This window comes from Haloarchaeobius litoreus (assembly GCF_024495425.1).
Taxonomy (GTDB): Archaea; Halobacteriota; Halobacteria; order Halobacteriales; family Natrialbaceae; genus Haloarchaeobius; species Haloarchaeobius litoreus.
This window is the reverse complement of record NZ_JANHJR010000003.1, coordinates 222,327-242,074: the sequence shown is the minus strand read 5'-3', so window position 1 is coordinate 242,074 and position 19,748 is coordinate 222,327. Positions and strand designations below refer to the sequence as shown.

At 68.2% G+C, this 19,748-nt stretch carries 17 protein-coding genes and 1 tRNA gene; 8 read left to right on the top strand and 10 right to left on the bottom strand.

The annotated features are described in order from the left end of the window. The first annotated feature begins 81 nt into the window (after positions 1-81). From NOW55_RS13620 to hisS, 3 genes are all read left to right on the top strand, one after another. The gene (locus NOW55_RS13620) at positions 82-1,095 is read left to right on the top strand and encodes an N-acetyltransferase DgcN family protein (RefSeq protein WP_256400660.1); all 1,014 of its coding nucleotides are present in this window, start codon (positions 82-84) and stop codon (positions 1,093-1,095) included. Continuing rightward, on the top strand, positions 1,092-2,117 hold the full coding sequence (locus NOW55_RS13615; protein WP_256400659.1) for a dipeptide epimerase: 1,026 nt from the start codon (positions 1,092-1,094) through the stop codon (positions 2,115-2,117). Before NOW55_RS13620 ends, NOW55_RS13615 begins: the two co-directional genes overlap by 4 nt. A gap of 410 nt (positions 2,118-2,527) precedes the next feature. Beyond that, the gene (hisS, locus tag NOW55_RS13610; protein ID WP_256400658.1) at positions 2,528-3,841 is read left to right on the top strand and encodes a histidine--tRNA ligase; all 1,314 of its coding nucleotides are present in this window, start codon (positions 2,528-2,530) and stop codon (positions 3,839-3,841) included. 12 nt (positions 3,842-3,853) lie between these two features. On the opposite strand, the gene NOW55_RS13605 is transcribed toward hisS, so the two are convergent. After that, positions 3,854-4,273, bottom strand: a complete 420-nt coding sequence (locus NOW55_RS13605; RefSeq protein WP_256400657.1) for a hypothetical protein — start codon at positions 4,271-4,273, stop codon at positions 3,854-3,856. Positions 4,274-4,368: 95 nt separating this feature from the next. Here NOW55_RS13605 and truA point away from each other — a divergent pair, with 95 nt between their 5' ends. After that, complete coding sequence (gene truA / locus NOW55_RS13600; protein WP_256400656.1) at positions 4,369-5,190, top strand: tRNA pseudouridine(38-40) synthase TruA; 822 nt, start codon at positions 4,369-4,371, stop codon at positions 5,188-5,190. Position 5,191: 1 nt separating this feature from the next. On the opposite strand, the gene NOW55_RS13595 is transcribed toward truA, so the two are convergent. Beyond that, the gene (locus NOW55_RS13595; RefSeq protein ID WP_256400655.1) at positions 5,192-6,499 is read right to left on the bottom strand and encodes a M28 family peptidase; all 1,308 of its coding nucleotides are present in this window, start codon (positions 6,497-6,499) and stop codon (positions 5,192-5,194) included. 151 nt (positions 6,500-6,650) lie between these two features. On the opposite strand from NOW55_RS13595, the gene pepF reads away from it, so the two are divergent. Next, positions 6,651-8,444, top strand: coding sequence for an oligoendopeptidase F (pepF, locus tag NOW55_RS13590; RefSeq protein ID WP_256400654.1), 1,794 nt, complete (start codon positions 6,651-6,653; stop codon positions 8,442-8,444). 57 nt (positions 8,445-8,501) lie between these two features. On the opposite strand, the gene NOW55_RS13585 is transcribed toward pepF, so the two are convergent. From NOW55_RS13585 to NOW55_RS13550, 8 genes are all read right to left on the bottom strand, one after another. Then, positions 8,502-8,759, bottom strand: a complete 258-nt coding sequence (locus NOW55_RS13585) for a DUF8006 family protein (RefSeq protein WP_256400653.1) — start codon at positions 8,757-8,759, stop codon at positions 8,502-8,504. 49 nt (positions 8,760-8,808) lie between these two features. Next, a complete protein-coding gene (locus tag NOW55_RS13580) occupies positions 8,809-9,024 on the bottom strand; it encodes a DUF7996 family protein (RefSeq protein WP_256400652.1) in 216 nt (71 codons plus the stop codon). A 201-nt stretch (positions 9,025-9,225) separates the two neighbouring features. After that, the gene (locus tag NOW55_RS13575; protein ID WP_256400651.1) at positions 9,226-12,324 is read right to left on the bottom strand and encodes an FAD-binding and (Fe-S)-binding domain-containing protein; all 3,099 of its coding nucleotides are present in this window, start codon (positions 12,322-12,324) and stop codon (positions 9,226-9,228) included. A gap of 93 nt (positions 12,325-12,417) precedes the next feature. Beyond that, positions 12,418-12,567 (bottom strand): hypothetical protein, encoded by a 150-nt coding sequence (locus NOW55_RS13570; protein ID WP_256400650.1) that lies wholly within the window; start codon positions 12,565-12,567, stop codon positions 12,418-12,420. 397 nt (positions 12,568-12,964) lie between these two features. Then, on the bottom strand, positions 12,965-13,552 hold the full coding sequence (locus NOW55_RS13565) for an archaellin/type IV pilin N-terminal domain-containing protein (protein ID WP_256400649.1): 588 nt from the start codon (positions 13,550-13,552) through the stop codon (positions 12,965-12,967). A gap of 51 nt (positions 13,553-13,603) precedes the next feature. Beyond that, the gene (locus NOW55_RS13560; protein ID WP_256400648.1) at positions 13,604-14,491 is read right to left on the bottom strand and encodes a haloalkane dehalogenase; all 888 of its coding nucleotides are present in this window, start codon (positions 14,489-14,491) and stop codon (positions 13,604-13,606) included. Positions 14,492-14,567: 76 nt separating this feature from the next. After that, positions 14,568-14,641: transfer RNA gene (locus NOW55_RS13555), tRNA-Ile, on the bottom strand. A gap of 78 nt (positions 14,642-14,719) precedes the next feature. After that, positions 14,720-15,307 (bottom strand): FxsA family protein, encoded by a 588-nt coding sequence (locus tag NOW55_RS13550; protein ID WP_256400647.1) that lies wholly within the window; start codon positions 15,305-15,307, stop codon positions 14,720-14,722. Positions 15,308-15,445: 138 nt separating this feature from the next. On the opposite strand from NOW55_RS13550, the gene NOW55_RS13545 reads away from it, so the two are divergent. From NOW55_RS13545 to NOW55_RS13535, 3 genes are all read left to right on the top strand, one after another. After that, positions 15,446-16,207, top strand: a complete 762-nt coding sequence (locus NOW55_RS13545) for a hypothetical protein (protein WP_256400646.1) — start codon at positions 15,446-15,448, stop codon at positions 16,205-16,207. Positions 16,208-16,619: 412 nt separating this feature from the next. Further along, on the top strand, positions 16,620-17,501 hold the full coding sequence (locus tag NOW55_RS13540) for a hypothetical protein (RefSeq protein WP_256400645.1): 882 nt from the start codon (positions 16,620-16,622) through the stop codon (positions 17,499-17,501). 459 nt (positions 17,502-17,960) lie between these two features. After that, entirely contained in the window at positions 17,961-19,634 is a 1,674-nt protein-coding gene (locus NOW55_RS13535; RefSeq protein WP_256400644.1) for a DUF255 domain-containing protein, read from the top strand. The last annotated feature ends 114 nt before the right edge of the window (positions 19,635-19,748 follow it).

Genomic DNA, 19,748 nt, shown 5'->3' with positions numbered 1-19,748 from the left:
AGGCGACTCCTCCCGTGGTCCGAGATCCGACCACCTTGCCTCCCTGAGAACGTTTTTCCCGCCACCCGGCGAAGCCCGACCATGCGAATCGCCATCCTCGCCCACGAGAAGTTCCCCGACCGCGCGAAGACCGCGCTCGGGCTGCTCCGCTACAGCGACGACGAGGTCGTCGCGGTGCTCGACCGCGACAACGCCGGCAGTCGGGTCACCGACTTCGTCGGCGACGTGCAGGACGCGCCGGTCGTCGCGTCGATGGCCGACGCGCCCGACTGCGACGCGCTGGTCGTGGGCATCGCGCCCATCGGCGGCGGCTTCGAGGAGTCCTGGCGCGACGACGTGCGGACGGCGCTCCGGAACGGCTGCGACCTCGTCTCCGGCCTGCACTACTTCCTCGAGACGGACAGCGAGTTCCGCAACCTCGCTGACGAGCACGGCTGTGACATCTGGGACGTGCGCAAGCCGCCGGACGACCTGACCGTCGCCGAGGGAGTGGCGGGCGAGGTCGATGCCGAGATCGTGCTCACCGTCGGGACGGACTGCTCGGTCGGGAAGATGACGGCGACGATGGAGCTCTGTGAGGCCGCCCGGGCGGCCGGCCACGACGCGGCCGTGGTTCCGACGGGCCAGACCGGCATCATGATCGAGAACTGGGGCGTGCCCGTCGACCGTGTCGTCAGCGACTTCACCGCCGGCGCGGTCGAGTCGATGATTCTGGAGAAGGGCGAGGAGCACGACTACCTGTTCGTCGAGGGCCAGGGCTCCATCGTCCACCCGGCGTACTCCGCCGTCACCTGTGGCATCCTCCACGGCGCACAGCCCGACTCGCTGGTGCTCTGCCACGAGGCCGGGCGCGAGGCGGTCCACGGCTACGAGTCCTTCCCGCTCCAGCCCGTCGAGACGTACGTCGAGCTGTACGAGGAGCTGGCCGCGCCGGTCCGCGAGGCGAGCGTCGTCGCGGGCGCACTGAACACCGTCGGCGTCGAGGACGACGAAGCAGCCCAGGACGCCGTGGGGGAGTTCGCCGACGCGCTCGACGCACCCGCGACGGACCTCGTGCGCTTCGGGGCCGACGACGTGCTGGAGGCGATCCGATGAAGCTCACCGTCGAGCGCGTCTCCCTCGAACTCGCGGAGACGTTCACCATCTCGCGGGGGTCCACCGACAAGACGGACAACGTCGTCGTCCGGCTCGCGGACGGCGAGCACGAGGGCGTCGGCGCGGCCGCCCCCTCCACCCACTACGGCGAGACCGCGGGCACCGTCGAGGCCGCCATCGAGCGCCTCCGGCCCACCGTCGAGGCCGTCGACGACCCGTTCCAGGTGGAGCGCGTCGAGCGCGAGCTCGCCCACGAACTCGGGCGCAACCCCGCGGCGCGCTGTGCGGTCTCCATCGCGCTGCACGACCTCGTCGGCAAGCGGGTCGACCTCCCCCTCTGGCGGTACTGGGGGCTCGACCCCGACGCTACCCCCGATACGTCCTACACCGTCGGCATCGGCGACCCGGAGACGATGGCCGACGGCGCGCGACGCGCCGCCGACGCCGGCTACACCACGCTGAAGGTGAAGGTCGGCACCGACGACGACCGCGCCCGGGTCGACGCCGTCGCCGAGGCCGCCCCCGACGTGACCCTGCGCCTCGACGCAAACGAGGCCTGGACGCCGAAGGAGGCCGTCGCCAACGCCGAGTGGCTCGCCGACTACGACGTGGAGTTCCTCGAACAGCCCGTGCCCGCGGCCGACCCCGAGGGCCTGCGCTACGTCTACGAGCACTCCCCGCTCCCGGTCGCCGTCGACGAGTCCTGCGTCACCCTGCCGGACGTGCCCGCCGTCGCCGACCGCGCCGACGTGGCCGTCCTGAAGCTGATGAAGTGCGGGGGGCTCGTCGAGGCCCGCCGGATGGTCCACGCCGCCCGCGCCCACGGGCTGGAGGTCATGCTCGGCTGCATGATCGAGACGGACGCCGCCATCTCCGCCGGCGGACAGCTCGCGCCGCTCTGTGACTACGTCGACCTCGACGGCTCGCTCCTGCTCGCCGACGACTCCGACCCGTACGACGGGCCTGTGCGGGCGGGTGGTTCTATCGAGCTCGACGACACGCCAGGTATCGGACTGCGGTAACGACGATTCCCCGATTTTCCACGTGGCGCGCGGCTGGCGAGCGTGCCGAACGAAGTGAGGCCGCGAGCCATCCGTGCGAGGGACGAGAAGCGCAGCGAAGCGAGCATCGCAGTCGGCTGGGGAGGCGTGAGGTGCGGTGCTGTTCGGTTGGGGGGGGGATGAAAGGGGTGCCTGCTCGGCGAACCCGGACCCGACAAGCACCGCAGGCACGAGGAGCGCAGTCGGGGTCCCGGGAGCCGAGCAGGCAGGGGCTTTCTGGCTGTTCTCGATGCAAGCGAGTCCCACGACCGCCGAGCGTTTCTGGCTGTTCGAGGAGCAGTCTGTTCCCACGACTAACTTCAGGAACACGAATCCACCCACGACAAGCGATGATGGAAGCTTTCAAGCGCGCGCTGACCGAATCCCGCTCCATGTACGAGGGACTCAAAGGGTTCCGTGACGTCTACCCCGCGGAGATGGCGGCCTACCGGGCCGTCATCGACACGGTCGAGGACACGGCACGGAGCTACGGCTTCCGCGAAATCTCGACACCGGCGCTCGAACGAACGGAGATGTACGTCGACAAGTCGGGCGAGGAGATCGTCGAGGAGCTGTACGCGTTCGAGGACAAGGGCGGCCGGGACGTCTCGCTGACGCCGGAGCTGACGCCGACGGTGGCGCGGATGGTCGTCGCGAAACAGCAGGAGCTCTCCAAACCCATCAAGTGGTTCTCGACGCGGCCGTTCTGGCGCTACGAGCAGGTCCAGCAGGGCCGGTTCCGCGAGTTCTACCAGACGAACGTCGACATCTTCGGGTCGGCTGAACCGGAGGCGGACGCCGAGGTGCTCTCGTTCGCGGCGGACATGCTGACGAACTTCGGGCTCTCGGGCGACGAGTTCGAGTTCCGCGTCTCGCACCGTGACATCCTCGGGGGGCTGCTCCGGGAGTTCGACGCGGACGTGGACACGACGAATGCCATCCGCGCGGTGGACAAGCGCGCGAAGGTGCAGGAGAACGAGTACCTCGACCTGCTGTACGACGCCGGGCTCACGTACGACCAGGCCCGCGAGTTCGACGACCTGCTGCTCGCCGGCGACGACGACCTCGACGCGCTCACGGAGTGGTCCGAGAGCGAGCAGGTCCACGACGCCGTCACCAACCTGCAGGACGTGCTCGCCGCTGCGGACGACTTCGGCGTGCGCGAGTTCTGCGACGTATCGCTGACGACGGCCCGGGGACTCGACTACTACACCGGCGTCGTCTTCGAGTGCTTCGACTCAACGGGCGAGGTCTCCCGCGCGGTGTTCGGCGGCGGGCGCTACGACGACCTCATCGAGTCCTTCGGCGGCCAGCCCACGCCCGCGGTCGGCGTCGCGCCGGGCGTGATGAACTCCACGCTCCCCCTCCTCCTCCAGCGCGCCGGCGTCTGGCCCGAGGAGGCCGTCTCGACGGACTACTACGTCCTCTCCGTCGGCGACACCCGCCCCGTGGCGGCCCGCGTCGCCCGCGACCTGCGCGAGCGCGGCCACGTCGTCGAGACGGACGTCTCCAGCCGGAGCTTCGGCGCACAGCTCGGCTACGCGGACTCCATCAACGCCGAGACGGTCGTCGTCGTCGGCGAGCACGACCTGGAGAACGACGAGGTGACGGTGAAGGACATGGAATCCGGCGACGAGACCACCGCGCCGGTCGACGAGTTCCCGGGCGAGCACGACCGCCCGACGTACGGCACGTTCGCGGAGTAGGCGGCCGCGGTTTCAGTTCGACTCTATCTCCCGTCGCGTCCGGTCGATGATGGCCGTCTGGACCATCGCGCCCGGCGTCTCGAAGTCGGTCGTCCGCGCGAGGAACGTGCTGTTCGCCGCGGCCGGGTTCTCGCCGTCCGGGCTCTCGCCGGCGAACGCGGCTGCGATCTCGCTCCCGGTCCACGGGCTCGCTTCGAGGAACGACTCGAAGTCGCCGAACTCCGTGTAGGCGGCCATGAACGCGGGCGTAAAGAGCGTCGCCAGGTCCGCCTCGCCCTCGGCCACCGCCTCCGCGAGCTGGGCGCTCTCGCCCAGTACGTCCGTGATTCGGGCCACCTCGTCGGCCGTGTACTCGCCCTCGTCGACACCGAGCTGTGCGGCGAGGTCCGCGCCGACCACCTCCGCGACCTCCGCGCCCGTGAACGTCTCCATGCCCGTAGGTGTGTGCGGGGGCTCCTAACCCTGTTGGCGGCCGCCCGCACTAGGGCGACGAGGGGATTATACTCGACCGCGGCGAACCACCGGCCGTGCCACGGCGCGCCTTCCGAGTCGCCTACGACGGCCGGCCGTTCCACGGCTTCCAGCGCCAGCCGTCGGTCCCGACGGTCGAGGACACGCTGTTCGACGCGCTGCGAGACCTCGGTGTGCTCGCCGACGACGCGGACAAGCCCTCGGGCTACGCGGCCGCGGGCCGGACCGACGCGGGCGTGTTCGGGCTCGGCCAGACCGTCGCGTTCGACGCTCCCGACTGGCTCACGCCCCGGGCGTACAACGGCGAGCTGCCGGCGTCGGTGCGGGCGTGGGCGTACGCCGACGCTCCCGACGGATTCCACGCGACCCACGACGCAGCGAGCCGGGCGTACGAGTACCACCTGTACGCGCCCGACGCCGACCTGGAACTGGCCGGCGAGGCGGTCGACCGGCTCCGCGGGACCCACGACTTCCGGGACCTCTCGGCGGTCTCGGCCGGGAACACGACCCGCACGCTGACGACCGCGACGGTCGAGCGCGACGACGACTTCCTGGTCCTCGGGGTCCGCGGCGACGGCTTCCTCCACGAGCTCGTCCGGCGGCTCGTCTCGCTGGTGCGGGCGGTCGCCACCCGGGAAGTGCCGGTCGGGCGCGTCGACAGCGTGCTCACACCGGGGACGCTCCCGGACCACGAGATCCCGCCGCCGGCTCCGCCGGGCGGGCTGGTGTTCGTCGACGCCGAGTACCTCGGTCTCGACTTCGAGCCGGACTCGCGAGGAACGGAGAGCGTCCGGGAGGTGTTCGGCGACCGGGCGGCGCGAGCGACGACCCGGAGCCGGCTCTGCAGGCGGGTCGCGGACGGTGTCGACGGGGACTGAGTCAGGACTCCGGCCAGACGCCGGCGGCGCGCATCCCCGGCTCGTACTCCTGGTCGCGGAGGGCATCCAGCAGGTCCGCCCGCGAGACCCGGCCGGGCTGTGTCTCGGTCAGTCGCTGGACCAGCAGACTCGTCAACATCGCGTGACTGCGAAGGTTCCGGGGGTCGGCCTTGTCCAGCGTGTCGGCGCGGGTGTGGGTGACGCCGCGGCCGCGCTCGCCGCTGTCGGAGTGGAGCTGGAGCGCGGGCACACCCGCCGTGAGGAACGGCCAGTGGTCGCTCCACGGGTGCGGGTCGGGTCGCACCTGCACCGGGTGGTCGGTGTCGTCGGCCAGCTCCTCGACGAGCCCGGCGAGCTCGTCGCTGCCGTGGCTGAACGCGACGAGGTCCCGGTGCCGGCCCGCGCCGTCGACGTTGACGACCGCCCGCACGGAGCCGGTATCGAGCTCGCGGGCCAGTCCGTGGCTCCCGATGAGGCCGACCTCCTCGCCGCCGACGGCGGCGACGCGGACCCGACAGCCGAGTTCGAGTTCGGAGAGCGCGCGGGCGACGCCGACGACCACCGCGACGCCGCAGCCGTTGTCGAGCGCACCCTCGCCGACGTCGTGGGCGTCGAGGTGTGCGAGGACGAGGACCTCCTCGTCGGTGTCCGGCCCGAGACTGCCGTGGACGACGGGCGTCTCGCCCTCGTCGCTCGTCGCGTCGACCGACACCCGGACCGCGCCGTCGCGCTCGGCGTACCGGCGGAGCCACTCGCCGGTCTCGTGGGAGACGCCGATTCCGGGTACTGCGCCGCCCTCGTCGAACCGGAGCGAGCCCGTCGGCGGGAGCTGCCCGGAGACGTGGTTCGCGAAGACGAACGCCTCCGCGCCGGCGTCGACCGCGTGGCCGTACTTCTCCATCCGGTGGACGATGCGGCGGTCCGGCGGGGTGTCCGTGCTCGCGACGACGACGGCTCCCTCCACGTCGGCCTCGTCGATCTCCTCTGGCGTGCCGTAGCCCACGTCGACGATGGGGGCTCGTACCTCGCCGGCGGGCGAGTACGGCAGCGCGATGGCCTCGAAGGTGCGGGGCGTGGGCTCGACGACGCCGAACTCGGTTCTGCCGCGGGTCCAGCGCGTCATCGGCACCGCGAACTCCGTGACGTTGCGGACCCCGGCGGTCTCGAACGCGCCACCGACGAGGTCGGCCGCGCGCGCCTCGCCGTGGTGACCCGCGAGCCTGTCGTCCAGTTCGCAGAGCGAGCTGAGCACGTCCCACGGTTCGTCGTCGCGCCAGAGTCTGCCGAGGACCGTGTCTACGTCGGTCATGACAGGTTGTGCGTGCGGAGACGGGAAACGTGTTGTGTCGAGGGCGGGCTGCTGGCGAGCGACAGCCAGCAGACCCCGGGATGGCGGCGGGCTCCCCGGGGACGAGAGAAGGTGACAAAGCTTACGAACGCCGGGTTCCGAACCGAAACACATGAGCTCAGTTCCCGAGCGGTCCGAGGTCGACACCGAGTACAAGTGGGACCTCGAATCGGTCTACGCGACGGACGAGGAGTGGGAGGCGGCCTTCGAGGACGTGGAGGCGCGACTCGAAGACCTCGAACACTACGAAGGGGAGGTCACGGAGGACGGCGAAACCCTCCTCGCGGTCCTCGAACTCCGCGACGAGGTGATGCGCGAGGTGGCGACGGTCGTGGCGTACGCCCGGATGCGCAAGGACGAGGACACGACGGACCAGACGTACCAGGGCTACAGCACGCGGGCGCAGTCGCTCTCCGCGGACGCCTCCAGCGCGGCGTCGTTCATCGAGCCGGAGATCCAGTCCGCGACGCGCGAGGAGATTGAGTCGATGGTCGAATCGACCGACGGCCTCGCCGAGTACGACCACTACCTGGACGACGTGCTGCGGATGAAGCCCCACACGCGCTCGGCGGAGGTCGAGGAGCTGCTCGCCGACCTCTCCGAGGTGACCGGCGGCACCGGCGAGGTGTACACGATGCTCTCGAACGCGGACATGGAGTTCCCGACCGTCGAGAAGCCCGACGGGGACGCGGTCGAGATCACCCAGAGCAACTTCACGAACCTGCTGAAGGAGCCCGACCGCGAGTTCCGCCAGGAGGTGTACGAGGGCTACTTCGAAGAGTGGGGAGAGGTGCGCAACACGGTCGCGACGGCGTACGAGAACTCCGTGAAGGCGGACGTGAAGCTGGCGCGGGCCCGGAACTACGACACCGCCCGCGAGGCGTCGCTCGACGGGCCGAACGTCCCGGTCGAGGTGTACGACAACCTGCTCGAGACGGTGCGTGACAACCTCGACAAACTCCACCGCCACGCCGAGCTGAAGGCCGACGCGCTCGGCGTCGACGAGCTGGCGATGTGGGATCTCTACATGCCGATGACCGAGACCGAGAGCCCCGACGTGGCGTACGAGCAGGCCACGGAGTACATCGTCGAAGCGCTCGGCGCGCTCGGCGACGAGTACCAGGGGCGCGTCGCCGAGGGGCTGGAGTCCCGCTGGGTCGACGTGTACGAGAACCAGGGCAAGCGCTCGGGGGCGTACTCCGGCGGTACGTACGACACCCAGCCGTTCATCCTGATGAACTACCAGGACGACATCTCCTCGATGTTCACCCTGGCCCACGAGCTGGGCCACTCGATGCACAGCCAGTACACGAAGCAGGAACAGCCCTACATCTACTCGGGCTACGAGATCTTCGTGGCGGAGGTCGCCTCGACGGTCAACGAGACGCTGCTCACCCAGCACCTGCTCGAGACCGTCGAGGACGAGGAGTTCCGTCGGCACGTCCTGAACGAGTACCTGGAGCGGGTGCGCTCGACGCTGTACCGGCAGACGATGTTCGCCGACTTCGAGCACCGGACCCACGAGATGGTCGAGGCGGGCCAGCCGCTCACGCCCGACGCGCTCGACGAGACCTACGGCGACCTCAAGCGCGAGTTCTACGAACCCGCCGACGTGGACGAGCACATCACCCGCGAGTGGATGCGCATCCCGCACTTCTACTACTCGTTCTACGTCTACCAGTACGCGACGGGCATCTCGGCGGCCGTCGCGCTCGCCGGGAAGATACTGGACGACGACCAGCCCGAGGCGGCGGCGAACTACCGCGAGTTCCTCGCGAAGGGCTCGCGCGAGTACCCCCTCGAACTGCTCCAGGGTGCGGGTGTCGACATGAGTTCACCCGAACCGATCCAGGCGGCACTCGACACGTACGGCGACTACCTCGACGAGATGGAAGCGCTGCTGTAGGGGACGCGGTCGTCTTCTTCGTCGAAACGGTCGAGAGAACGGGAGACGGCTGCCGGTCTACTTGTTCGCCATGACGACGAGCATCGGCCCCACGACGAGCAGGCCGAGCCCGAGGAACCGATACTGTACCGGGGCGAGGCTCGACGGCGTCACCACGAAGATCGCACCGAAGGTGACGACGACGAGGCCGACTGTCTTCAGGGACTTGAGCGGGAGCGTCCCGAGTACGGAGAGGACGAACACGAAGAGGAGCGCTTGCCCCACGTTGTAGTTGAGCAGGAAGCTGTCGATGACCTGCAGTGCGAGCCCGTTCATTTCTAGTATCGTCTCCCGGCGGTGCAGTCTTAACGCTAACGAAAGGACGCTATTCTGGACCGGTCAGGTCGATGGGTCGGATGAAGGCGTACCAGAACGCCAGCGCGAAGCTACCGTACCCGAGCGCCCAGACCACCGTTCCGAGGAAGGAAAAGCCCGCGCTCGTCAGCAGATACTTGAGCACCCCGGGAACGATGACGGCGAACGCGACGGTCAGCCCGGCGAGCACCGTCCGGCGCTCGTCGAGGCCCGTGGTTGCTGTCATGGCCACGGCTTCGGACTGGAGAAGCGTCAATGCCCCGGTTCGTGCCGACGGGAACGGCGCGGGACCGGGGCGGACGGGGTGGACGCACGCGGACAGGTGAACCATGGAGCGTGCGAGTGCGTCCATTCGAGGCTACGGAATCCAGCGTAAAAAAGCTCTCTCCGGCCGCAACACGTGCGATTCTTGTAGTATTGCCAACCGCTATCCCCGGTCGAGTGCGTCTGCGAGGCGTACGATTGGAGTCGGTGGCTCGCCCGCCGTCACCGCCGCGTCGCCGAGCACGTCGCGGTCCGCGAGCTGGGTGCGACAGGACGCGCCGGGTGCGACGACGCGGTCGCCGTCGCTCTCGTCGACCTGGTCGTAGAGGATGCGCGCGATGGCCGCGCTCATGCCGCGATGTTCGGCCTCGTAGCCGAAGCTCCCGGCCATGCCACAGCAGGTGGAGTCGAGCGGGTCCACCGCGTAGCCCGCCCGCCGGAGCACGGCGACGGCGTGGTGGTCCTTCGCGGTGGCCTTCTGATGGCAGTGGCCGTGGTAGGTGAGCGACTCGCTGGGCGCGTCGAACGCGATGTCGTCGTCCAGCCGGAACGTGTCGAGGTACTCGCAGACGCCGAAGGTCGCATCGGCGAGGTCGCGCACCGAGTCACCACCGAGCAGGTCCGGGTAGTCCGACTGGAGCATCACGGCGTTCGACGGCTCGACGAGGACGACGTCCCAACCGTCTCGTACTCGCGGTGCGAGCCGAGCGACGTTCTCGCGTGCGGTCTCGCGGGCCGCGTCGAGCAGCCCCTTCGAGTACGCCGGTCGGCCGGTGTCGCCGACGCCGTCCGGCACCTGCACGTGGACGCCAGCGGCCTCCAGCACCTCGACGGCGGCCATCCCCGCGTCGGGGTCGGTGTAGTTCGTGTGCGTGTCGGGGTAGAGCACCACCCTGCGGTCGGCCTCGTGTTCGGGGATTGCGGGGCCCCCACGGGCCGCGAACCGGTCGCGGAACGTCTCGCGGTGGAACGTCGGCAGGGAGCGCTCGGCGTCGATGCCGAGCAGTCGTTCGCCGACGGCACGGGCGGGGCCGAGATCGCCCAGCCAGTTCGAGACCGGGGCGAGTGCACTGCCGACTCGCGAGAGCTCGTGGATGCGGCCGAAGAGGCGGTCGCGCAGGGGGACGCCCTCGCGCTCGTGGTACTCGTGGACGACCTCGGCCTTGAGCTTCGCCATGTCGACCTCGCTCGGGCAGTCGTGGGCACAGCCCTTGCAGCCGATGCAGAGGTCGAGCACCTCGTCGACGAACTCGTCGCTCGTCGAGTCGTCCGGCAGGTCGCCGGCCATCGCCGACCGGAGCATGTTGGCGCGGCCACGGGTCGAGGTGATCTCCTCGCGGCTGGCCCGGTAGGTCGGGCACATGACGCCGCCGGTGGTGTGCTGGTCGCCGCGACAGCCCCCACAGCCGTGACAGAGCTCGACCATCCCCTGGAAGCCGTTCTCGTTGTCCCACTCCAGTTCGGGCTCGAAGCCCGCGTCGAACGCGTAGTCGGGGCCGTGGCGCAGGTTCTCGGTCATGTCTACGTCGCCACAGACCTGCCCCGGGTTGAGGAGCCAGTCCGGGTCGAAGGCCGACTTCAGCTCGCGGAACGTCTCCCAGAGCTCGTCGCCGTACAGCTTCCGGTTCCACTGGGTGCGGGCGCGCCCGTCGCCGTGCTCGCCCGACACCGAGCCGCCCAGCTCCACCACGAGGTCGGTGACGGCGTCGGCGATGGACTCCATCGACTCGACGCCCGCCGTCGTCTTCGCGTCCACCAGCGGGCGGACGTGGAGCACGCCCGGCCCGGCGTGGGCGTAGAAGCTCGCGAACGTGTCGTGTTCGTCCAGGATCTCGTGGAAGCCCTCGACGAACTCGGGCAGCGACTCGGGCGGGACGGCGGTGTCCTCGATGAACGAGACGTGCTTCGCGTCGCTGGTCCGCGAGAGCAGGATCGGGAGCCCGGACTTCCGGAGCTTCCAGATCTCCGCACGCTCATCGTCGTCGTGGGCCTCCAGGGCGTCGAAGGCGCGGGGTGGTTCGTCGCTCGCGGCGTCCTCGGCCGCCGCGTCGCCACCCTCGACCACTGCGGGCACTCGGTCCGCGAGCAGGGACGCGACCGCGCGCTCGCTCGCGACATCGTCCCCGGCGTAGAACTCCACGAGCAGGGTCGCCCGGGTCCCCTCGGGCAGTCGACCGGCAACGTCGGCGAACTCGGCGGTGTCCCGCGCGAGGTCGAGCAGCACCTCGTCGACGAGCTCGACCGCGGCGGGGTCGTGTTCGAGGATGGCCGGCACGTCCGCCATCGCGGTCACGAGGTCGTCGTAGCACAGCAGCGCGAGCGACTTCGTCTCGGGGACGGGTTCGAGCGACACCGTTGCCTCGGTGACGACGGCGAGCGTGCCCTCGCTGCCACAGAGCAGCTTCGCGAGGTTGACCGTCCCGCCGTCGGCGTCCGGTTCGCCAACGTCGCGGGTCGCCCCCTCCGCGTCCTCGACGAGCCAGTCGAGGTTGTAGCCCGAGACGTTGCGCTTCAGGTCGGGGTAGCGGTCGCGTATCTCGTCGGCCTCCTCGTCGAGGACCCGGGCGACCTCGGCGTGGATGCGGGCTTCGAGGTCGCCGTCTGGGTCGGCCCGCTCGTGGAGTTCGTCGACCGTTATCTCGCCGAACTCGACGACGGTGCCGTCGGCCAGGACGACCTCGCAGGACTCGACGTAGGCGTCGGTCTTCCCGTAGCGCAGCGAGTGCGCGCCCGTCGAGTTGTTGCCGATTGCGCCGCCGAGCGCGCTCTTGTCACCCCAGGCGGGGTCGGGTGCGAACTTCAGGCCGTCCTCGACGAGCCGGTCGTTCAGGTCGCCGAGGCGGACGCCGGGCTGGGCGCGGGCGCGTCGCTCGTCGGGCGCGAGCGACTCGACGGTGTCCATGTACCGCGTGAAGTCGAGCACGACCGCCTCGTTGACCGTCTGTCCGGCCAGCGAGGTGCCGCCGCCGCGTGGCAGCACCGGGATACCCTCGTCGGCGCAGTAGCCGACGACGGCGGCCACGTCGTCGGTCGAGCGCGGAAAGACGACGCCGACGGGTAGCTGCTCGTAGATGCTCGCGTCGGTCGCGTACAGCTGGCGTGAGTAGGAGTCGAAGCGCACGTCGCCGTCGACCCGGCTGGAGAGCGCGTCGACGAGGTCGGGACGGGCCACGTCGTCGCTCCGGTAGTCGTAGGTCGCCGCCGCGTCGCGAGCGTCGAGCGTGGTGTCGCGGTCGCGGGCAGCGTCGGGGTCGCTGGCCATGGCGGAGACTGTGGCAGCCAGCGGTGTAAAACGTGGCGAGTGCGGCAGGTCGTGCGACCCGTCGCGCCGGTGTCGGCGCGCCGTCGGGTGTGCTCAGTCGGCGTCCGCCCGGCGTGCCTCCTGGCGGTGGCGACGGGCGAGCGCGACCAGCCGGAGCCCGGCGGACTCCAGCGCGTCGTAGTCGTCGCTGGCGGCCGCGAGCCTGGCGGCGTCGAGCGTCTCGCCGATGTCCTGGGTGGCCATACGCCTCTGTAGGGTCACGCGACACATAATCGCCAGCCTAGCGTGGTGAAAGTGAAAGTAGACGACGGCGTCGGTCCCTAGCTCGGTTTCGGGTGGGCTGTACGTCGCCGTCTCTCGGGACGGTTTGGCCGAATCATTAAAATGCTCTTCGTCCAGTTTGGGAGTAGGATGGGACCGCTGACAGCAGTCAAACGCCGTCTGCAGGGCGTCGTTTCGACACGGGAGTTCGGGGGCGAGTACACCTGCCAGTCCTGTGAATCACGGTTCGACGTTCAGTACCACACGTGCCCGGCCTGTGGAAGCTACAGCGTCGAACGACTCGACTGGTAGGCCCTCGACGGCGTCGGTTCGTCCGACGGCCGACTACCGAATCGGTTCCCGGTCACGTTCCTCGCGCTCAGACGCCGACCCACTGCTTTCCCTCGAGCGCGGCCGGCGGTGTCAGCGTTACCGTCGTGCGCATATCGTCCTCCGTGACGATGGTGAGCCCTGCGTTCGTCCGCCAGGTGATACCGGCGGGACCGTCCTCCACGCCCGCGCGGATGGCCTCGACCGCGACGAAGATGTGGAACGTGTCCGTCTCGTCGTTGAGTACCGGTGCCGAGTCGTCGGCGTCGACGGGCGCGGCGACGCTGAAGTTCGTCGCGTTCGCGGTCTGGTTCGTGAAGTTCAGTGTCGCCGTGGTGTCGTCGTCGGTGTAGTGGATTGTCGCGTTCCGGAGGTCGCTCTCGTTGGTCCCCGAGCCGAGTTTCACGCTGAGGCGAACGTAGCGGACGCTCTCGCCGTCGTCGTTCACGCGCCCGACCTCGTTGACGACGGTCAGGCCGGTCCCGATGTCGGCGATGGTCGACTCGGTCTCGTCCTCGGCCTGCAGCCGGATGGCGTTCGCCCCGCCCAGTAGCGCGCCACCCGCGATGGCCGCGACGGTGACGAGCGCGACGAACATGACGAGGGTCCCGATGCCGGCCTGGCCCCGACGCTTCATACTGCTCACACGTGTCGGCGGCCACATAGTTCTGTCCGCCGGGCAACCGAGCTAGGTCCGGTCGACGAACGCGACGACGTGCTCGGCGACTGTCTCTCCGGCGTCCTCCTGCAGGAAGTGGCCCGCCCCTTCGACCCACACGTCGGGCTGGTCGGCCGCGGTCGGGAAGAACCCACGCAGTGGGTCGCGGTTCGAGCGCATGATCGGGTCCGAATCGGAGAACAGCACGAACGCGGGTTCCTCCCAGTCGGCGAGACGCTCGCGCGTCGCCCGCATCACGTCCGCCCCCTCGTCGTCGGGCGACAGCGGCACCATCCCCGGCCAGGTCCGCACGCTGGCCTTCACCGCCTCGGTGTGGAACGGCGCGCTGTAGGCGTCGAGCACGTCATCCGAGAGCTCGCTCGTACAGCCGGACTCGACGAGCCGGGCGACGTCCAGCGTCTCCGCGGTCTCGACGGCCTCCCGGAACTCGTGCCACACGTCGGGCATCTCCTGCGTGCCGTCGGGGATGCCCGTGTTCATTGCGACGATGCGGTCGAACCGCTCGGGGTGGTGTGCCGCTGCCGCGAGCCCGAGGATGCCGCCCCAGTCCTGACAGACGAGGGTGAGGCCGTCGAGGTCGAGCTCCTCGAGGAACGCCACGAGCCAGTCGTAGTGCGCGTCGAACGAGTACGCGTCCTCGTCGGTGTACTTCTCCGAGCGTCCGAACCCGACGAAGTCGGGCGCGACGACGCGGCCGTGCTCGGCGAGCGTCGGGACCATCTTGCGGTAGAGGAACGAGTACGTCGGCTCGCCGTGCAGACAGAGGAACGTCTCCGAGCCCTCACCCTCGTCGACGTAGGCCATCTCCGGCTCGCCGACGCTGACGTACTCCGCGTCGTAGTCGTAGCCCGGCAACCCCTCGAACCGCGCTGCTGGTGTCCGAACGAGTTCGGCCATGGTGCACGCGACTCTCCCCGGAGGCAAAACCGTTCGGCCGTCACGCACTGCTGGTCGGTCGTGGGTCCGCGAAAAGTGGGCCGACTCGGATTTGAACCGAGAGCCTCCACCTTATCAGAGTGGCGCTCAACCTGATTGAGCTATCGGCCCGAAGGCTGCGATTTTGAGTTGAGTGGTGGAACGTTTAAACGTTTCTTTCTCGCAGTCCATCGGCACGCCGTCGCACGCTCAGTCCTTCTCCTCGAACTCGATGTCGTAGGCGTCGTCGCCGAGGTCGTACACGTCGTCGTCGGGGTTACCGCCGACGTCGCCGGAGCCAGCGCCCGGGCCGCCGAAGCCGCCGCCACCGCCGCTCGCGCCGCCGACGTTCTCGAACGGGTCCTCGTCCTCGGGGAAGCCGTAGGTCCAGACGTTGCCCGAGGCCATCCCGTCGACCTGCTTGTCGATGTACGGCGTGACGACGTACTTCTTCAGGACGACGCGGATGGGCACCCGGGTGACGGGGATGGTGAGCAGGACGCCCAGCGCGTCGGTGACGAACCCGGGCGTGAGGAGGAACGCCCCGGCCGCGATGAGCAGGCCGCCGTCCATGAGCTCGTTCGTCGGGGCCTTCCCCTCGGCGAGCTTGCGCTGTATCTTCCGGATTGTCCTGCGGCCTTCGGCGCGGACGAGGAACATCCCGATGAGCCCGGTCAGGACGACCAGCGCGACCGTCTCGATGGGACCGAGGAAGCCCCAGGCCGCGATGGCCACGAGCAGGATCGCATCGAGCAGGGGGATGAGCAACAGCAGCCCGATGTACCGGAGCGTTCGCATGTCCGGGTGTAGCGGGCCACCCCTCAAAGCCCTTTTTCTATTTTTATGACCGTGAGTTGCGCCAGTATTTCTTATATTCGAATACCTATCGCTCCGAACCAAAGATTTATTATTATTGGCTATTTCTATCGGAATACAATGGCATCTGACAGAGATGAACCCATGAAGAAACAGGAGCTAATCGGGTCAATGGACGACGGTTCAGAGTCTGTAACAGAACAACCAGAAGATGATATATTCTCTCGACGGAAGGTACTTGGAGGACTGTCAGCAGGGGCTGCATCACTCGGGTTCACTGGAATCGCTTCGGCGATTGATCCCACTGGTGACGTTACAGCAGAAATCAGACGACAAGAGATTATCAGTCAGTACCAACCGGAAGAGGATGCAATTGAGACGGTGAACGAAGAGGCTTCCGAGCTGCTGGAATATCTGCGTCGGGAAGGTTATATCGAGTCAGCCGACGTGGCAGAGGTAAACCATGATAGGGTTCAGGTCTATACTGATAACAAGCCAGTTCCTGCCGATGGGACAGAGGAAGAAGCACAGGAACAACGGGCACACATTCACATCCGCAAAGAAACCGAGGATAGAACAATTGGTATCAACGTAGAACCTGAGGTTGGAAGACAGTACGCCGTGATTATACCAACCACCGAAAATTCGGATGAGGCCACCGTCATAAGTATAACTGATGGCGAGATACAGAGTGATGATGGATGTTACTATCTTGACAACGCGTGTACCACAGGGGTAGCAAACTGTGGGTGTAGAGAGCGCGACGTAGTCTGCTGTACTAAAACTCTCGATTGCTATACAAATGGTGGGTCTCTAAGGTATTGCTGCTGTCCCCAAGACTCTTACAACTGCTGCCATACTTGCTTTGGCGGCGCATGCTGAATTGACCATGGAGAAAGGAATCGCTATTTTAGTCGTTGTATTGGTCTTGGCTGGGTGTGCTAGTTTCGGTTCCAACACAACAGACACTGTTGAAACCACCTCAGATATAACAGAAGAAACAGACGTAAGAGAACAGACGACAACAAATGAGAACGAAACAAATTCACCTGAGGTGAGGGTCAGAGGTGATACATTAGCCATCGACGTACGACCCATCGCCGAGTACGTCCAGCGTGTCCAACCGAGTAACGTCTCCTCCGTTACGGTGAACGTGGACCAGAGAAATAACATGTCCGCAGTGGCCTCGAAAGGAGGGACCTCGGGACTCCACTACGTTTTTGCACGCACGGAAGTGACGTCTTTCCCCGCTGGTGGAGGGGTTCTCATCGGAAGTGGCGGTCCGGTCAACGTCATGTACGGGCCGAACGCGTCGGATTCGATCATCGCGAACGTGCTGGCGCACGAGCTATCGCACCGGTACCAATCGGACGGTCGACGAGAGCAGTTGCTCGACGAGATTGGTCGCGAGTACCTCCAGACGACCGACGGCGGAGCCGTGCAGAGAGCACTCGTCGAAGGCGGCCCGACCTACGTGGCGGACACCTACGCCGACGAGCACCTGTCCGACTCGCGGAATCTGAGCGAGGAGATTGCACCCCGGTGGGACGACTTCGGTATCGTCCGTCGTGTCATGTGGTCGGGCCACTACCTCGGCGCGGCCTACCTCCACCAGCGCATCGACTCGCCACAGCAGCTCGACGAGGTGTACGCCGACCCGCCGCGGACCACCGAGCAGGTCCTCCACCCCGAGCGCGGCGACGAACCGCCCCGGAACCTCACCGTGACCGCCAACACCTCCGCGTCGGCGTGGGAGACCGGTCGTCGGGACGTACGCGGGGAAATGTACACCCGGATCCTGCTCGGGCCCGCGCTCGGTTCGGACCGTGCGGCCGAGGCCGCCGCCGGTTGGGGGATGGACCGCGAGGTCGTGTTCTTCCAGGGCAGCGACCAGGGCCACGCCTGGGTGCTCCGCTGGGACGACGCCGCCAACGCCACCGAGTTCGAGGGCGCGTTCGAGGCGTTCCTCGACCAGCGCGCGAACGCGACCGACGGCCGCTGGAGCCACGACGGGCACGCCTTCGACGTGTTGCGCGTCAGCGACGAGACGGTCGTCGTGCTCTGGGGCGACGCCGGCTTCGTCGACGGCGCGACCGTGACCGGCGACGACGGGAGCATCACTGTGATGCCGCCGGCCACCAACGAGAGCGCGCGTCGTGTCCCAGTCCTCGGGTGACGACCCGAGCCTGAGTTTCCGTCTGGCGCGCGGCTGGCGAGACGCGCGACCGCAAGGGAGCGTGTCGAGCCGAACCCGTGCGAGGGGCGAGAAGCGTGGTTCGAGAGAGCTTCGCTCTCTCGTCATCACGAAAGACGCCGGAGGCGTCTTTCGAACGACAGCGCCAGCGAGCATCGCAGTCGGCTGGGGAGGCGTGAGGTTCGGTCGGGTGGGACTGAAAGGGGCGAGTGGCTGGAGGAAGGCGGGCGACGCAAGGACCGCAGGCACGAGGACCGCAGCAAGCCCCCCGACTCCAGCCACTCGGGGCTTTCTGGCTGTCCTTCTCTCTTGCCGTTCTCGTCAATGAAGGGGTTTTCTGGCTGGTACCGAAGGGAGTATCGAACGCACAGGTGACCCGCAGTCCTCCAACCAATACCGACAACACGCAACCCTTAGGCACGCACACCCGAAGCCCAAGTCATGGACGAGTCCGCAGTCGAGACGCGCGTCGAGTGGCGGGAGTGGGGCCAGGACGCCTTCGACGCAGCAGACGCTCGAAACAAGCCGGTCCTCCTCTCGCTCTCCGCAACCTGGTGCTCGCACTGTCACGAGATGGACCGGGAGACGTACGACGAGCCGCGGATCGCGGCGAACGTGAACGACGGGTTCGTGCCGGTCAGAGTGGACGTCGACCGCCATCCCAGAGTACGAGATCGCTACAACATGGGCGGGTTCCCGTCGACGGTGTTCCTCACGCCCGAGGGCGAGGTCCTGACGGGCGCGGGCTACCTCGGCGTGGACGGGATGCGGCAGGTGCTCGACTCGGTGCGGGAGATGTGGGACGGGAAGGGGGCGTCCGCCGGGAGAGTCCCGCGGGCGCTCCAGGGGACGGACACCCCCGCGGGAGAGCTCACGCCGGACATCGAGTCGAACCTGGTCGGCCAGCTCATGGCGGCGTACGACGAGCAGGCGGGTGGCTGGGGCGAGGCGGAGAAGTTCCCGCTGCCGCGGACCATCGAGTTCGCGCTGAAGCGTGAGCGGGAGCAGGCGCTACGGAGCCTGAACGCGGTGAGCGCGAACCTGCTGGACGACTACGAGGGCGGATTCTTCCGGTTCGCGGGCAACCCGGACTGGACCGACGTGCACTACGAGAAGGTGCTGGACACGAACGCGGCGCTGGTTCGGGCGTTCGCGAACGCCTACCTGCTGACGGGGAAGGAAGAGCTCCGCCAGCCCGCGGCGTCGACGGTGGACTACCTGACGACGACGCTCTGGACGGGCGAGGCGTTCGCGGGGAGCCAGGCCGCCGGCGAGGGTCGGGACTACTACACGGCGGCGGCGAGCGACCGCGAGGACGCCCCCGCCCCGTCCGTCGACGACACCGTCTTCGCGGACTGGAACGCGCTCGCGGTCGATGGCCTCCTCACCTACCACGGCTACACCGACGACGAGGGTGCGCGTCGGTACGGCGAGCGCGCGCTGACCCATCTCGTCGACGACCTCGTGGACGACGGCGTGGTCACGCACTACCGGACCGCCGACGAGGTGGGCGCGTCGGGGCTGCTCGTCGACCACGCGCGGGTCGTGGGGGCGCTGACGCGTGCGCGGCAGGTGCTCGGCCCGGACGCGCTCGCCGATGCGAACGCCGACGCGACCCCGACCGAGATCGCTCGGGCCGTCGCGGACCACACGATAGAGACGCTCCGCTCCGGCGAGTCGTTCGTCGACGGCCCCCGGGAGGGCGCGGGGCTGCTCGACCGTCCCCTGCGCCCGCTCGACGGCAACGTGGAGTTCGCGGACGCGCTGGTCGACCTCGCGGTGCTGACGGGGGAGGAGCGCTACCGCGAGGTGGCCCGGGGGACGCTTGCGGCCTTCGCGGGCGCGGCGGACCGCTTCGGCGTGCGCATCGCGGCCTACGGGAGCGCGGTGTCGCGGCTGCTGAACGAGCCGCTCGTCATCGCCGTGACGGCCGACGCGGGGAGCGACCTCCACCGTGCCGCGCTCAGGATGGCAGACCACGAGAAGGTCGTGGTGCCGGCCGCCGAGGGGTTCGAGGCGAGCGAGGCGGCCTATGTGGTCCGTGGCGACGAGACGAGCGAGCCAGCCACGACGCCGGAAGAACTCAGCGGGCGCGTCTCCGAGCTGGTGCGCTGAACCATCGGGGCGCACCCAGGTGGCCGCCGACCCGACGCCTGCGTGCGGTTCGGGACACCTGCCGACGAAACAACTACCGTTGTGTTTATGGTTCTCCACTGAGACACTGTTTAT

Bases quoted from the DNA above. Each gene is read 5' to 3' on its own strand.
- NOW55_RS13595 (WP_256400655.1), bottom strand. From the start codon at position 6,499: ATGACCGACGTAGACACGGTCCTCGGCAGACTCTGGCGCGACGACGAA.
- NOW55_RS13565 (WP_256400649.1), bottom strand. From the start codon at position 13,552: ATGAAGCGTCGGGGCCAGGCCGGCATCGGGACCCTCGTCATGTTCGTC.
- NOW55_RS13545 (WP_256400646.1), top strand. From the start codon at position 15,446: ATGGCATCTGACAGAGATGAACCCATGAAGAAACAGGAGCTAATCGGG.
- NOW55_RS13540 (WP_256400645.1), top strand. From the start codon at position 16,620: ATGTACGGGCCGAACGCGTCGGATTCGATCATCGCGAACGTGCTGGCG.
- NOW55_RS13605 (WP_256400657.1), bottom strand. From the start codon at position 4,273: ATGGAGACGTTCACGGGCGCGGAGGTCGCGGAGGTGGTCGGCGCGGAC.
- NOW55_RS13620 (WP_256400660.1), top strand. From the start codon at position 82: ATGCGAATCGCCATCCTCGCCCACGAGAAGTTCCCCGACCGCGCGAAG.
- pepF (WP_256400654.1), top strand. From the start codon at position 6,651: ATGAGCTCAGTTCCCGAGCGGTCCGAGGTCGACACCGAGTACAAGTGG.
- NOW55_RS13570 (WP_256400650.1), bottom strand. From the start codon at position 12,567: ATGGCCACCCAGGACATCGGCGAGACGCTCGACGCCGCCAGGCTCGCG.
- NOW55_RS13535 (WP_256400644.1), top strand. From the start codon at position 17,961: ATGGACGAGTCCGCAGTCGAGACGCGCGTCGAGTGGCGGGAGTGGGGC.
- NOW55_RS13575 (WP_256400651.1), bottom strand. From the start codon at position 12,324: ATGGCCAGCGACCCCGACGCTGCCCGCGACCGCGACACCACGCTCGAC.
- NOW55_RS13585 (WP_256400653.1), bottom strand. From the start codon at position 8,759: ATGAACGGGCTCGCACTGCAGGTCATCGACAGCTTCCTGCTCAACTAC.
- NOW55_RS13560 (WP_256400648.1), bottom strand. From the start codon at position 14,491: ATGGCCGAACTCGTTCGGACACCAGCAGCGCGGTTCGAGGGGTTGCCG.
- NOW55_RS13580 (WP_256400652.1), bottom strand. From the start codon at position 9,024: ATGACAGCAACCACGGGCCTCGACGAGCGCCGGACGGTGCTCGCCGGG.
- NOW55_RS13550 (WP_256400647.1), bottom strand. From the start codon at position 15,307: ATGCGAACGCTCCGGTACATCGGGCTGCTGTTGCTCATCCCCCTGCTC.
- NOW55_RS13615 (WP_256400659.1), top strand. From the start codon at position 1,092: ATGAAGCTCACCGTCGAGCGCGTCTCCCTCGAACTCGCGGAGACGTTC.
- hisS (WP_256400658.1), top strand. From the start codon at position 2,528: ATGTACGAGGGACTCAAAGGGTTCCGTGACGTCTACCCCGCGGAGATG.